Source organism: Paracholeplasma vituli (genome assembly GCF_025446935.1).
Classification (GTDB): Bacteria; Bacillota_I; Bacilli_A; order Acholeplasmatales; family UBA5453; genus Paracholeplasma; species Paracholeplasma vituli.
The window spans coordinates 57,579-72,483 of record NZ_JAOEGN010000004.1; the positions used below are offsets into that span (position 1 = coordinate 57,579).

Sequence of the window (14,905 nt, forward strand, 5' to 3'; positions counted from 1 at the left end):
GAAGTGTCGTATGATTGTATTAGTTGGCGCAAGTGCCAGTGGGAAAACTGAATTGGCTAAACTCTTATACCGTGATTATGGGTATAAAAAATGCATTACCACCACCACCAGACCGATGCGTCAAAATGAAGTCGATGGCATCGATTACCATTTTTTAAGTGAAGAAGCCTTTAAAGATAAAATGGCAATGGATGCGTTTTATGAAGTAACCGAATACGCCAATCGCTATTACGGAATCCAAAAACAAGATGTGATTGAAAACGGTGTCGTCATTGTCGACCCAAATGGAGCGAATGCGCTAGCAGATCACGCAAGTGACGTCTACGTTGTGTTCGTTGAAGCCTCAGAAGCGCTTCGTAGAGCCCGTATGGAGTTACGTGGAGATCCGAAAGACCAAATCGAAAAAAGGATACTTGGAGACCGCTCCGTGTTTCAATTAAAACAGTTTCACCGTATCGATTTACACATCTATAATGAAGAAGTGACGCTTTCTGAACTCGCCTCTTGGGTTCATAGTCACTATCAAAAAAGACATCAAAAATAAGGGAAAGTCACAGTGACTTTCCCTTTTACTTATAGTTTCCATTTTTGACATTATTTTTATTTTCATACATGTAATGATCAGCGATTTTAATGTCTTCATAGATATCTTGGTTTTTCGTTGTTCGAATCTCAAATCCATAGGCAATAGAAGGCACAAAAGTTTCAATGCGCATCTTTTTAAGCGTATCAAATAAAGTTTTTCGATAGGTTAGGGTTTGATTTAAATCGGTATCCGATAAGAAAATTAAAAACTCATCCCCACCCATTCGGAATAAGTATTCTGAGGGTAAAATGGTCATAATTAAAGAAGCGACCTGCTTGATATAAAAGTCTCCCATGTGGTGGCCATAAGTATCATTGACTTGTTTTAAATCATTTAAATCAATCGATATGATCGATAGCGGATAATGATCTAAAGAGTCAATCTCTTTTAAACAGTGGTCAAGGTAGTGGCGATTATAAAAACCAGTTAAGAAGTCATGGTAGGATAAGTACTCAATTTCCCGTTGTTTTTCAACGAGTGCAGTAATATCTCTCGTTATCCCTGAAAAGCCGACGACTTCGCCCTCTTCATAAATGGCTGAAGCATTCGACTCATAATACCTATAAAAGCCTAAAACGTGTTTAAATCGGAAATTGCTGATGGTTTGAGATTCTTTATTGTCTTTTAGTTTGCTGAAGAACTGTTCTAATCGAGGTAAGTCATCGGGATGAACGAAAGGTTTAAAAGACCTGCCGACGGTTTCAGTATTGGTATACCCTAATCGTTTTGTCCAAGCTTTTGAGACAAAACAGAAGACATTATGGATATCAATACAGTAGATGATATCAAAGGCATGGTCGATGATTTGGGATAGATTTCGTTCACTTTTCTCAAGTTCCATTTGAGCCTTTTTAGTGTGGCTGATGTCGATGTGTGTACCAATCGCAACGAGCGGTTTACCATCCTCACTCCACTCAAAGATTTGACCACTGTCTAATACCCAAATCCAATGACCATCACGATGTTTCATACGCACTTCGACGGTGTAATAGGTTTCCTCTTTTGTAAAGAGCTTTTTAAGCATTGAATTAGAGCGCTCTAAATCATCTGGATGAACTAAATCACTCCAGGTCTTTAAACTAACAGGCTTAAGTTCATCTAATGTATAGCCGATGATTTCTGCCCAACGTTCATTATATATGGTTTCATTGGTTTTAATATTCCAAAACCATGTCCCCGCATTCATGGCTTTGATGATGATGCTGTCAAACGGATTCAAGTTTACATATTTATTATGCACACGACATCCCCACCATTCAGAATTGTTATAGAATTTTCATCATTATATACCTAAATTAATAAAAACAAATTTCAAATCTATTTCTTTAATTAAAAAGATTGGTTTTATGGCTTTAACCGTGACATTTAATATAGATTATGAATAAAGAATACTGTAAAATGTCACTAAGAGGTGAACCACAATGGAATTTAAAATTGAAGGTGGACAATTACCGGTCGTAATTGTTGAGTTAGAAGAAAACGAAAAGATTGTCACTGAAGGTGGTGGCATGTCTTGGATGACTGAAAACATGCATATGGAAACGAAGGGTGGCGGTTTAGGTAAAGTATTTGGCAGAATGCTTTCCGGTGAATCCTTATTTCAAAATATTTATACCGCGAAAAACGGTAGAGGGATGATTGCGTTAGCCTCCTCAATGCCAGGGACCATTATGGCAGTAAAAATCGAACGAGACAAACCGTTTATCGTCCAAAAAAGAGCGTTTCTAGGCGCGGAAGCATCTGTTGAACTCTCGATCTTTTTCCAACGTAAACTGGGTGCCGGGTTCTTTGGCGGGGAAGGCTTTATTATGCAAAAGCTTTCAGGTGAGGGCACAGCCTTCATCGAAATCGATGGTTATGTCAAAGTCTATGAATTAGATCGTGGTGAAAAGATGATTATCGATACTGGTTATCTAGCAGCGATGGAATCTACCGTTTCGATGGATATCAAAACTGTTGGTAACCTTAAGGATATGGTCTTTGGTGGAGAAGGCATTTTTCACACAGTCGTTACAGGTCCTGGTAAGATTTACTTACAATCGATGCCAGCTTCGAAGTTTTTACCCATAACACATACAAAATAATGCGTAAAGTCATCCTGTACATCGCGATGTCATTAGATGGCTATATCGCAAGAGAAAACGACGCTATTGATTTTTTAGGTGGTCAAACCAATAGTGAGGTCGATTACGGATTTGAGGCTTTTTTGGATTCTGTTGACACCCTCATTATGGGAGCGAAAACTTACCATGAGATTCATGAAGTGATTTCTCCAAACGTATGGCCTTATCCGAATAAAGAAGTATTCGTCTTCTCAAACAGTTATATAGGAAGAACCGAACACGTCGAATTCATCTCAGGCGATATTGTAGAGTTTATCTCTAAACAAAGCCATAAATCAGGTAAAGACATTTGGATTATTGGTGGCCGTAGTGTGATTGAACCACTTATTACGAAAGACCTAATCGATCGCTATGTGATTACCATAATGCCTATATTGATTGGGTCTGGAAAGAGATTATTCTCAGAATATCCAAACGATATCTTGTTGAATCACGTTAGTACAGAAGTCTATGACGGTATGGTGATGTTGACCTATGAAAAAAGATAATTACAAAACGAAAGGGCGATAAAACGCCTTTTTATTTTTGTGAATATTTCAATATAATCATTTTTCTATTTCTAACATGGTATAATGTAACTAGAAAAGTGGTGATTCGATGGCTCAAATCATACTTAAAAACATTAAGAAAACATACGACCCGGATGTGTTGAAAAAACCGGTATTAAATCAGTTATCTCTATCCATTGAAGCAGGGGAATTCGTAGGCATCGTAGGGCCTTCAGGGTCTGGTAAAACGACGCTTCTTTACGTCATGTCTGGACTAGAAAAGGTGGATTCGGGAGAAGTCCTTTTGTTCAATAAACCACTTTCAACTTACTTAGAAAGCGATCGTGCGATGTTACGTCGGGATCTCATTGGATTTGTCTTTCAATTTTTCAACTTAATTCCGAATTTATCCATTTATGATAACTTGAAATTGGCCAATGTCATCATCAAGAATAAGGGTTTAACGATTGAAGAAGCCTTAAATCTTGTGGGTCTTAAAGATGTTATGCATAAATACCCATCCGAACTATCCGGTGGGATGCAACAACGCGCTTCCATTGGTAGAGCCATTTTAGGTGAGAAGAAAATTATTTTCGCTGATGAACCAACCGGTAATTTAGATTATCAAACCAGTTTAGATATCATGGGTTTATTCAAAGAACTCAACCAAAAACTCGGTATTACCATTGTAATGGTTACCCATAATGAAGCCTTATTATCCTATACGAACCGAGTCATTCGACTACTAGATGGGAAAATTGAGAAAGATGAAAAGAGATAAACTTACTTTCATGTTCAAGTTTGCCAAACAAAACCTCGTAAAGAGCCCTTTACGAAGTTTTTTATTGTTGTTTGGTTTCACGTTTATGATGGTCGTGATCAGTCTTGCTTTATCGATGAAAGGGGTTATGGAAGCTTATTACATCCATGCTTACCAAAGCAGGAGTGAACACATTGATTTAGAAATGACCACAGGCCCCAATAGTTCAACACGTTATTTTTCAACTAGAGATTTAGATGAGTTAAACCTTAATAATCATGCCAATGTATTTAAAATCGATACCTTAACCAATCAAGATACCTATCTAACCGTTCTAGCAACCAACCCTACCGATTTTGAAATCCTTTATGGTGAGTACCATGTAGTTTCAGACACTGAAATCATATTAACGGATACTGGTGCTAAAAAACTTTCTTTAGAAGTTGGTGATACTTTAAGCCTCACGGTCGGAAGTAGTACCTTAGAGTTTACAGTCAAGGCTATCCTACAAGATTATGGCATCTTTCAAGGTGACCTCGCATACATAGCACATGATCCCCATGTCGCGACCTTACTAAAAACCTTAGTCCCCCCTTTAGAGATTTATCCAAATACTTTTTTTAGTAATTTTAATAATACGGTTTATTTTGATACCTTCGATGTTTTAGAAACCCAATCGGTCCTCACTAGTCTTGAAACATATAAGGATTTGGACTTTAAAGAAAGCCTTCCGATGCCTTATATCAAACAGCTTGTGAACCGTGCGGTATCACTATTTCAATTGATGTTGATCTTTATTGGATTAGCGGTATTTTTATTGATTCAAACGACATTCGTATTGGTCTTTAAGGAAAAAGAACAATCGTTATCGATAATCAAATTGCTGGGTGGGTCATTAGCTTTCGGATTCATAATCTGGGCGATTGAAATGGTTATATTGATGATCCCTGCAGCGTTGATTTCGTATTTATTAACCTATGGTATCATTCAAATCGGTTTAATGGTATTGATGCCTGGGTTATACTATCAGATTGCGTTTAGACTAATTTTATTGAGTTTAGGGGTTGTATTATCGATTTTTATTCTAACTACATTGGCTTATAGCCTCGCTTGGAAGAAACAAAGTGAAGTCTCTCGGTTAAGTTATAAACCAGATAAATCATGGCCTATTTTAGTGCATTGTGGACTTGTAGTGATTGTTTTAGCACTTTATTTTATCATCGATCATCAAACCTTGAGTACCACACTGACCAGTCTTTTATTATCAATAGTCTTAGCCTATAGTTTGCTTAAAGTCATATCCCATGGGATTGGGTACTTTATTCTAAAATTCAAAGACTCGAGTTTGCCGTACTTATTTAAAATGACCTATGTTAAAAAGTCGTTTTACCGTTTTATGACTTTAGCCTTAGCCACGTATGTATCAGTTATTTTACTATTTCAAACAACAGGTTATATTCGGTTAAAAGCTTCATACATAGAAAGAGAATATCAAGCCGATTTACTGGTTTCAAATGTACTTACCAACATCGATACTGTAGAAGAAGAAATCGCCCTGTTAGAAGGTGTTGATAACAGCACAAAAGTAGGCATTTTTAGGAATGTAGCGATTACCCCAAGTGGACAAACGTTCTCTGCGGTTTATATGTTAGCCCCAAATGAAATCACAAGCTATTTTGGAATGTCTAGTGAATCAAATTCATTAGTTGATTTTCAAAACACCAGTGAACCATCCATCTGGCTTCCAATGCGGTATCAAGCCGTTTACGGGATTAAAAAAGACGATATCATTCATTTGGACTTGAATAAGAAATATTCATCAGTCCCTTTAAAGGTTGTCGGATTTTTTGATGAAGCTGTGGGTAACACCGCCTTCATCAATGTTCATCAGTTTTCTGGTTACGAGGGGTTAAAACAAACCCATATTTTGATTAAAACCGATGACCCAAAGAGCTTACAACAAACTTTGATGCATAACTATGGGCATCGTTTAATCTACATATATGACTTCCAAGCAGGAGCGAAAGCCTTATCGAGTGAAGTCATCGCTTCGATGAACTACGCAACCTTTGTTATATTAATTATTTTAGTCGGTCTATTGTTGTCCTTATTGAATCAAGGGCTCATTCTATTTGACGAGCTTAAAAGTAATTATATGCGGGTATCCCTATTAGGGTATTCAACTAAAAACTTATCATGCTATCTTTTAATAGAAGGCTTTTGGATGATGGTGACACTCAGTTTAAGTACAGCAGTGATTGTATGTTTAATAGACCCACTCATTAAACCATTGTTACTCTTATTTGACGAATACGAGAAAATCACATTTATGCTTAATGATTTCTGGATAGGGTTGGCGTTATCAAATGGATTATTACTCTTGACCAGAATCGTCTATTTGAAAGGTTTAAGAAATATGGACCTTGTTCGAATTCTAAAAATGCATCAAATGGCGTAGTTATTCATAAAAATTCGTGGTTTTTACTAAAATAATTGTTTTTTATAGATTAAAAGATACTTACTTTCCTCATTATAGGTATAATGAAGGTGAGTTTTATGAAAGGATGGATTCTATGAAACGCTTGTATGTTTTAATTGTATTGATCCTAGGCGTCATTGGTTTATACGGTTGTGAAACCAGTAATTTTGAAAAACCGAGCAATGTTCAAATCTCTGGAACAACAGTGACTTGGGATGCAGTGAAAGACGCAGAAAGTTATATTGTGATTATTAACAATCAAGAACATACCGTGAGTGTCACCACGTTTGATTTAGCTACACTAAATTTACCTAGTGGGTCTTACAGTGTGACAGTGGTGGCGAAAAAAGGGACGACTTTGTCGATACCAAGTACAGCAGTGACCTTTGTAGTGGAATCGAGTGGACTTACATTATCGGCTCCAATCGTTACACTCACTGGGCAATTACTGAGTTGGCCAGCGGTTACAAACGCAACAGGCTACCAAGTGATCATTAATTCAACGGTTCATAATACCACAGCGACTAGTTTTGATTTAAGCACATTAAACCTGACTACAGGCACCTATGTGATTACAGTTAAAGCGACAGCAGGCACAACCTTATCACAAGCTTCCGCACCCAAAAACTATACAGTAATCAGTGCTGAAAACCGCGAAATCCTTTATGGTGCTTTACTAAAAGTTGTGAACCCTTCTTATGAAGCCGATATGGAACGTTCCGATTTTGAAAACGATGAAGAATTTGAAACGTATGAACGTTTGACAGTGATGATCTATTTATACTTAGATGTGGCTATCGCAGAAGGCATGAATGGCGTCGATATGGCCAATATGCTCACCTTTATGGTTGAACTTCCTGAAAAGATGTCAAACCCACAACCAACCGCTATTAAGACCGAATTGGATAAGTTAGGCACTTACGGGTTAACCCCAGAACTATTTACCAGTTTCATGATGACTTTAGGTAATGAATTTCTACAAATAAGCCTTGAAGAACAAGAAGTAAGACGTGTTGAATTGAATGCTACTGTAGCAGATTTCCAATCAGACCTTAATGCGTTAATGATCAGTAATGATTTTACAACGTTGATGCAATCTCTAAGACCTTATGTAGAATCCTATGATCTAGGACTATTTGACCAATTGGATGAGAATATTACGGATATCGATGTATTCAGATTATATTGGCAAATCGAAAATTACATTAATTATATACAATACCAATATGGATATGAAAACGAATATGGTGATGTCCTCACCGACGAATATGTATACTTATTTCAAACCCTCCTTTGGAATGTATACTATGAAAACCCAACCCTATTTAACAAGTTAGTTACCGGAACCAGTTTAGATGTCCTCTATCAGATCGGCATTCTCGTATCCGATTATCAATACGCGAATGATGAAATCATTGAGATTGAACAACAAATCGAAATGATGGAAATCGTTCTTGAAATGATGGATACAGAATCTGCAGAATTACGTATTTTGATTGAAGAAGTCATGACTTATCTAGAAACGCTTTATGATGCCATTCCAATGACCTTATTACAAGACCTTGAAACTCTAATGGCTAGTGGCGATGTATCTGTTGAAGAAATCCTTGTTTTTAAAGATGAAATAGTAGATATCTTAATCGAAACCTTGCCTGAAGAATCCAGTTTCTTACGGGTATACGAAACCTTATTTACACTTGCTGCAAGCATGACAGATACCAATGTGACTGTTTTAGTCGGACATGCCGATACGCTGGCTGCTTTAGATTACAATACGATTTTATTAGGTCTTGAATTCTTAGGCAGTGTGGATGCAAAATTAGTCAACGATATCATCGTAACCGTCGATGGTATGGTCAGTGAACCTATTTATGACCCAGAGCAATCGTATTATTCTGAACACGATATCGATTTTGTAAAACTAGTTGATTTGATTATGCTTATTTTAAACCACATTGATGGTTTCGTAGATGATCAACAAGCATTAATTGATACCATTGAAGCGATTGATGTTGAACCGATGGTCCTTGATTTTGCAGGATTCGCTGTTGGTATCGCGAAAACACAACTCGAACAGGAAGTTGATACAGACACCTTCATCATTATTTCTGGGTTGTTAGATGAGTTTTTAGTTGAACTCCCTAACTATATAGATTTCTATGAATTAACAGTAGAAATGGATGTTAAGTTGATCGACCATATTCTTTTCACACAAGGTCAGATGCTCAAAGATTTAGCTTTATTTATTGAAACAGAAGAACCGAGCCCTGAAGTAGTACTCGACTTTGTTGAACTCATGATCGACCATGTGATGGATTACCGTGGTTTAATCCGAAGTGATCTAGATTTGGATTTCGTAACAAAACTCGTCGGATTACTCAAATTACCGATGCAAGGGGTATGTACACAAACCGGTATTGACCAGGATTGTGACGCTTTATATAACGCACTCAAACCAGGTCTAATCGACCTCTTCATGCAAATCCTTTTAATAGAAGAAGCCTTTATTACTGAACTAGATGCAGTTACGGGTATTTATGATCAAATCGAAACTTGGAATATCGAAACCGATTTGGGTTTAATGGCTCATGTAGTGATTTCTTTAGATCATATAATGGATACAGATAAGGCTCTATTTGAAAGTTTAATGGATATCGTATTCACGGATATTTTAGGTTTAGATCCAGTCAAAGCCATAACAAACATGGACGATACACAGTTGAGTGAAATTGAGTCGGATATTACGGCTAAATTAAATGACATTGATGCGGACTTAGATTACTTAGCAGCCTTAAATTTCGCTGCACTTACAGAATCTCAAATAGAAGAACTTAGAGTCTTCTTCGATACACTTTTCGAAGTAAATTCGACAAATCCGATACAATAGAAGGCTTACTAAAGAGATATCCTTGAAAAAGGGTATCTTTTTCTTTTGGTGTCTACCTATTAGGTTCAGAATTGTGATAAGATAAGTTTAAAGGAGTGGATCTTATGCATGTGATTGAAATCCAAAATCTTAAGAAATATTATGGAACAAAGCGCGGGTTAGAATCTGCCACACTTTATGTTAAAAAAGGTGAAATTTACGGATTTATTGGACCCAATGGAGCTGGTAAGACCACCCTTATTCGGATATTGATGGGATTGTTACCAAAGACCGATGGGGTTGCGAATGTCTTTGGAAAACCGTGTCAAATGGGGGATGCGGATATTCAAAAACGAATTGGATATATGCCATCGGATGCGTCCTTTTTCCCAGAATATAAAGTCAGTGAACTGATCTCATTTTTTGGAGCTATCCGAAAACCTAATCCAAAGTATGTCGAAAAACTATGTCATATCCTCGATATTGATTTAGATAAAACGTATGCATCATTATCTTTTGGAAACAAAAAGAAAATTGGCATATTGGTAGCTTTAATGCACGAACCAGAACTTTTAGTTTTGGATGAACCGACAACAGGATTAGACCCACTCATCCAAAAGCAATTCTTAGATGAACTCTTAGAACTAAAATCAAAAGGGGTCACTATTTTCTTATCTAGTCACGTACTATCGGACATTCAAAAGGTATGTGACCGCGTTGGCCTCATTAAAAACGGCATAGTCATTCTTGAAAATGATATGCATATATTAAAAAAAGAAGAACACAAGATTGTAGAGTTTTCACCATTCTACCCAATTGAAGTACCCAATATGATCGACTTTCAGAAGACAGCCGAGGGTGGTACTTTTAAATACCAAGGGGGTATGACACCTTTATTGAAAACATTGAGTCAGTATGAATTTACCGATGTTGTCATCCGCGATGTTTCATTAGAAGAAATTTTCCTAAGTTATTATGAAAGTGAGGATTATCATGATTAAGACCTTACTAAAAATGGAATTTAGACGGGCGATTAAAGCCAATTTATTGTGGTCAATCGGTGTTGGTTTGATGATTTATTTGATTATTGTCCTATACCCTCTTGTCGATGATATATACAGCCAAGTCCCACCAGAACTAATGGCCATCATGGAACAATTTGGAGGTATTCCTAGCGATGTGTTGGAATACTACGCTACCGAAGGTGCGATGATGTTACAGTTGTTTGGAGCGATTTATGCGGCACTGCTCGGGTTTAATCTCATCTCAACATTTGAAAAAGAAAGACTCGCTGAAGTCATCTACACCCAAGCAATACCTAAACAGGATTTCTTTATCAGTAAACTCATTGTACTCTTCATTATGATACTATTATTTACACTCATCAACGTGGTGATTGGGTATATCGGATTTCTTACCATTAATGAGACATTTAGTTTGTCTGATTATGTGATTTTTTCGCTTCTCAATGGTGTCATGTATTTACACATTGCGTTACTATGTATGGTATTAGCACTCTGCCTAAATAAGGAAGTAAAAGCGATGATTTCTTTAGCCATTCCACTGCCTTTATACATCCTTTCGATTGTTTCCACACTCACCGATAATGACTGGTTAAAACGTCTTAAATACATCAGTCCATTTACGTATTCTGACCCGGTTGCTATTCTTAAGAATCAATCGGATTTTGAATATGTAAGTTTCTTAGTTTTTACAGGTGTGATTCTAATGGGTCTATCGATTGGGTATGGCCTCTATAAAAAACGCATTTCCGTATCATAATTTCAAATGTTTTATGAAGTCAAAATGAAACAATCTATGTTATAATATTTAAGTAAGGGAAGGTGATTGTATGTCATGGGGTAACGAATCTAGAATCATTGGCGAGAAAGTATCGGTCGTTGGTGAGAAGGAAATTGGCGTCATCACAAGAATCGATGCAGATAGACGTCTCGTCTATGTTTTATTCAAACGTATGAGAGAAGTTGCATATCCGTATCCAGAAGCGTTTGAACAAAACTATCTAATTTTAAAACTGAACGCTAACAAATAGTCCATCCTAGAGTGGATTATTTTTTTAGGGAGGAAAGTAAATGCTACCAAACTATCAAAAATCGATTGTAAACGTCTCGAATGCATTATTGAATCATTATGGGGTAAAACCATTTCATACACCCTTAGAGGTGTTAAAGCCCTACTTAAAGGATAAAAAGCACATTATGTACATCCTCTTGGATGGAATGGGTATGAACATCCTCAAGAATTTGAGTGAAAATACATTACTAAGACAAAACGTAAAAATGGCTTTAACATCGGTTTTTCCACCCACAACGGTCGCGGCGACCACGTCTGTACTTTCTGGTCTAACGCCTTATGAACATGGTCACATCGGTTGGACCCAATACAACCGTTTTGAAGATTGTCAAACGGTTATTTTTCAAAATCTTGATTTTTATGATGAAACCCATATTCTAAAAAATGAGTTTGCGAAAACCCATTTAGCGTATGAGAATATATTAGAAAAGATTGCTAAAAAAAATCCAAACCTATTCGTCAAAAAACTATTTCCTGATTTTGAAGAACATGGGTATCCATCTTTTGAAGCCATGGTCGATGAGCTTATTTCAATTTCCAAAAAGGAATCGTCATTTACCTATACCTATTGGAATGAACCAGACTATACTATTCACAGTACGGGTATTCATGATGGAAAAGTTAAACTTCAATTAGAGTATCTTACCCAGCAAATCGAAAGACTCTATCAACAAGTCACTAAAGACACCCTCATTATCCTAATCGCTGACCATGGTTTGGTCAATGTTGAAGGGGTAGAATTACATCACCATCCGATTTTGGAGTTACTCGATAAAATGCCTTCTGTAGAACCAAGAAGCACGGTATTCTTTGTCAAAAAAGAGAATCAAAAAGCATTTGAAGCCATGTTTAATTCGGATTTCGGTTCTAAATTCACATTGTTAAATAAAGAAACTTTACTGGCATCAGGTCGTCTTGGGTCAGGGATAAAACACCCACTACTCGATGATTTTATTGGCGATTATATCGCCATTTCAGAAGGGCCATTTATGTTTAATATGAAAGAAAATAGCCCCTTCAAAGCCCATCACGCTGGTGGGTACCCAGATGAACTCTGGGTACCACTCATACTATTAGAAAAATAAGGAAATTTTTTATGGCAAAAAAGAAAACAACATCCACAACAAAACTAAAAAAACAAGTTCGTAAAAAAGTACGGAAGATTGAAAAGAATCCTGTTTTTCAAATCACCCTCATCACATTAATTATTATCGCAGCATTGATTTATTATTTCTTTTTCTATGAAAAACCAATCGGTCAAACCTATGGCAGTGAACAAAATGCTGAAGGCTGCTATTACTATTCTTTAGTTGAAAATGGCTCCTATTATAGCCAAGCCAATAGCCTTCAAGGGGAGTCACTAAAAGACACATTACATACCATCCTGAATACAGGCTTCACCCCAACTACGTATGGTGAAGCAAGACAAATTTTAGGTGTAGCTGATGCTTTAATCGATGATCCTAGTTTGGTCTATACGATTTATAGCTCAGCTACCGTAACCTCTACTTGGGATGGTGGGGATTCATGGACGAGAGAGCATGTTTGGCCTAATTCAAGATTAGGATTAGAACGCGTTGAAAATCATCAACGCAATCAAGCGTCTGTTTTACATAATCTAAGAGCAATCGTCCAATCTGTGAACGCTTCTAGAAGTGATCGTTATTTCACAGCTGGGTCGGGTCTTAATCAAACCACAACCGAAGATGGTTATTACCCAGGTGATGAGCATAAAGGGGATGTCGCACGTATTTTATTTTATATGGCAACCATGTATGATTTCTTACAACTCGCTGATGAGGGTTTCGATGTAGGTGAAACCTATACGATGGACCGGGTTACAATGGGGAAACTCTCAGTATTACTGGACTGGCATAAAGAAGACCCTGTGGACGCATTCGAAACTAAGCGTAATCAAGTCATTTACGAAGCCCAAGGTAACCGTAACCCCTATATTGATAAACCAGAATATGTCCATTTAATTTGGGAAAATAAAACTATCCAAGATTTGACCAAAGTCGAAACAACAACCTTATTACCAGGTCTTAGAATCTCTTTCTTAAGTCTCGTAAAATAAATAACAAAAAAGCCTACTCAGATGAGTTAGGCTTTATCTTTAAATGGTACACCCTCACGGGCTCGAACCGTGGACCCAATGATTAAGAGTCATTTGCTCTACCAACTGAGCTAAGGGTGCGTTTTTCAGCACGAATATAATAACACACTAATTTAGTTAAATCAACCCTTTTAGACGAAAAAAGTTTTTAGAAAACGGTGTCTTTGTTGTATAATAGAAAATAGTCTATTAAGGAAGTGACGTTATGGTCGATTTATTTACAGAGTATCAGCCAAAGTCCGATTTAGAAGTCGCAGATTTGGCTTATATTCTTGACGCTATTAAACATTATGGGGAAGCTTTATTTATGCGACATCCAGCCATGCACTTTTCATCATCTGCTATGATTTTTAATCCATCAATGACAAAAACTCTTTTGATTTATCATAAACTCTATGATTCCTGGGGATGGACAGGTGGGCACATGGATGGCGATACAGATTTCTTGAAAGTCGCTATAAAAGAAGCGAAAGAAGAAACTGGATTGGATTCGATCACGTGTTTAAATTCAAACCCGATCAGTATAGAAGTTTTACCCGTGTGGTTTCATTATAAGCATGGTAAACCAATATCGTCACACTTACATTTGAATGCTTCTTACATATTGATTGCAGATGATCAATTACCTTTAAAACAAAACGTAGAAGAAACCAATGGTGTCAAATGGGTAAATATTGATGAAATTACTCAATACGTCTCTGAACCAGAGATGATGCCGATATATCAAAAAATAATCGAAAGAGGTAAAAAATGAAAAAAGTGATTCTATTTGATTTAGATGGCACACTTCTTGATACACTCACAGATTTGACGAATGCCATCAATCATATGCTACTAAATTTCAATTTTAAACCCAGAACCGCTGAGGAAATCAGACGATTCTTAGGTAATGGTGCAAAACAACTGGTCGAATTATCGATTGGTAAATCAGTAGAACCCGAAAAGTTTGAGGAATACTATCAATATTATGATACCTATTACCAAGCACACAGTGAAGAACAAACAGCCCCTTATGAAGGTATTCCTCAAGTTTTGGAATCCTTAAAAAAACGTGGCTATCGATTAGCTGTCATTTCTAATAAGCAAGACATCGTTGTCAAACAACTTGTAGATAAAATGTTCCCAAATACGTTTGATTATGCACTAGGTGTAACGGAAGATGGTATTAAGAAACCAGATCCTCGCATGATTGATAAAGTATTAGAAGCGATGGGTATTTTTGCCCATGAAGCGTATTTGATTGGAGATAGTGAAACCGATATACAAACAGGTAAGAATTCAAATCTAACCGTCATCGCTTGCTTATGGGGATTTCGCGATATGAAAGATATCGCACCAATGAACCCTGAATTCATTGTGGGTAAACCCTACGATATTCTTAAAGTGATTTAAA

General features: G+C 36.8%; 14 protein-coding genes and 1 tRNA gene. 13 read left to right on the forward strand and 2 right to left on the reverse strand.

Annotation, left to right across the window (positions count from 1 at the left end; all coding sequences use genetic code 11):
• Positions 1–10: 10 nt before the first annotated feature.
• Positions 11–544 carry a guanylate kinase gene (locus N7603_RS03000; RefSeq protein WP_262095858.1) on the forward strand — a complete coding sequence of 178 codons (534 nt, stop codon included), beginning with the start codon at positions 11–13 and terminating at the stop codon, positions 542–544.
• Between the two features lie 25 nt (positions 545–569).
• Here the strand turns inward: N7603_RS03000 and N7603_RS03005 are convergent, their stop codons facing one another.
• Positions 570–1,826: a sensor domain-containing diguanylate cyclase gene (locus N7603_RS03005; RefSeq protein ID WP_262095859.1), complete on the reverse strand. Its 1,257-nt coding sequence runs from the start codon at positions 1,824–1,826 to the stop codon at positions 570–572.
• Between the two features lie 181 nt (positions 1,827–2,007).
• On the opposite strand from N7603_RS03005, the gene N7603_RS03010 reads away from it, so the two are divergent.
• From N7603_RS03010 to N7603_RS03055, 10 genes are all read left to right on the forward strand, one after another.
• Positions 2,008–2,670 carry a TIGR00266 family protein gene (locus tag N7603_RS03010; RefSeq protein WP_262095861.1) on the forward strand — a complete coding sequence of 221 codons (663 nt, stop codon included), beginning with the start codon at positions 2,008–2,010 and terminating at the stop codon, positions 2,668–2,670.
• Complete coding sequence (locus N7603_RS03015) at positions 2,670–3,197, forward strand: dihydrofolate reductase family protein (protein WP_262095862.1); 528 nt, start codon at positions 2,670–2,672, stop codon at positions 3,195–3,197. The genes N7603_RS03010 and N7603_RS03015 overlap by 1 nt, the downstream gene beginning before the upstream one ends.
• Before the next feature lie 109 nt (positions 3,198–3,306).
• On the forward strand, positions 3,307–3,978 hold the full coding sequence (locus tag N7603_RS03020) for an ABC transporter ATP-binding protein (RefSeq protein ID WP_262095863.1): 672 nt from the start codon (positions 3,307–3,309) through the stop codon (positions 3,976–3,978).
• Entirely contained in the window at positions 3,965–6,415 is a 2,451-nt protein-coding gene (locus N7603_RS03025) for an ABC transporter permease family protein (RefSeq protein ID WP_262095864.1), read from the forward strand. Before N7603_RS03020 ends, N7603_RS03025 begins: the two co-directional genes overlap by 14 nt.
• A 115-nt stretch (positions 6,416–6,530) precedes the next feature.
• Positions 6,531–9,323 (forward strand): fibronectin type III domain-containing protein, encoded by a 2,793-nt coding sequence (locus N7603_RS03030; RefSeq protein ID WP_262095865.1) that lies wholly within the window; start codon positions 6,531–6,533, stop codon positions 9,321–9,323.
• Positions 9,324–9,427: 104 nt separating this feature from the next.
• The gene (locus N7603_RS03035; protein WP_262095866.1) at positions 9,428–10,303 is read left to right on the forward strand and encodes an ABC transporter ATP-binding protein; all 876 of its coding nucleotides are present in this window, start codon (positions 9,428–9,430) and stop codon (positions 10,301–10,303) included.
• Entirely contained in the window at positions 10,296–11,084 is a 789-nt protein-coding gene (locus N7603_RS03040) for an efflux permease Rv1217c-related protein (protein WP_262095867.1), read from the forward strand. The genes N7603_RS03035 and N7603_RS03040 overlap by 8 nt, the downstream gene beginning before the upstream one ends.
• Before the next feature lie 70 nt (positions 11,085–11,154).
• The gene (locus tag N7603_RS03045; RefSeq protein ID WP_219304933.1) at positions 11,155–11,355 is read left to right on the forward strand and encodes a hypothetical protein; all 201 of its coding nucleotides are present in this window, start codon (positions 11,155–11,157) and stop codon (positions 11,353–11,355) included.
• A 40-nt stretch (positions 11,356–11,395) separates the two neighbouring features.
• The gene (locus tag N7603_RS03050) at positions 11,396–12,481 is read left to right on the forward strand and encodes an alkaline phosphatase family protein (protein ID WP_262095868.1); all 1,086 of its coding nucleotides are present in this window, start codon (positions 11,396–11,398) and stop codon (positions 12,479–12,481) included.
• Between the two features lie 11 nt (positions 12,482–12,492).
• Entirely contained in the window at positions 12,493–13,473 is a 981-nt protein-coding gene (locus N7603_RS03055) for an endonuclease I family protein (RefSeq protein ID WP_262095869.1), read from the forward strand.
• 44 nt (positions 13,474–13,517) lie between these two features.
• On the opposite strand, the gene N7603_RS03060 is transcribed toward N7603_RS03055, so the two are convergent.
• Positions 13,518–13,593, reverse strand: a tRNA-Lys gene (locus N7603_RS03060).
• 124 nt (positions 13,594–13,717) lie between these two features.
• Between N7603_RS03060 and N7603_RS03065 the strand changes: the two genes are divergently transcribed.
• Both N7603_RS03065 and N7603_RS03070 read left to right on the forward strand, forming a co-directional pair.
• Positions 13,718–14,266, forward strand: coding sequence for an NUDIX hydrolase (locus tag N7603_RS03065; RefSeq protein WP_262095870.1), 549 nt, complete (start codon positions 13,718–13,720; stop codon positions 14,264–14,266).
• The gene (locus N7603_RS03070) at positions 14,263–14,904 is read left to right on the forward strand and encodes an HAD family hydrolase (RefSeq protein ID WP_262095871.1); all 642 of its coding nucleotides are present in this window, start codon (positions 14,263–14,265) and stop codon (positions 14,902–14,904) included. The genes N7603_RS03065 and N7603_RS03070 overlap by 4 nt, the downstream gene beginning before the upstream one ends.
• The last annotated feature ends 1 nt before the right edge of the window (position 14,905 follow it).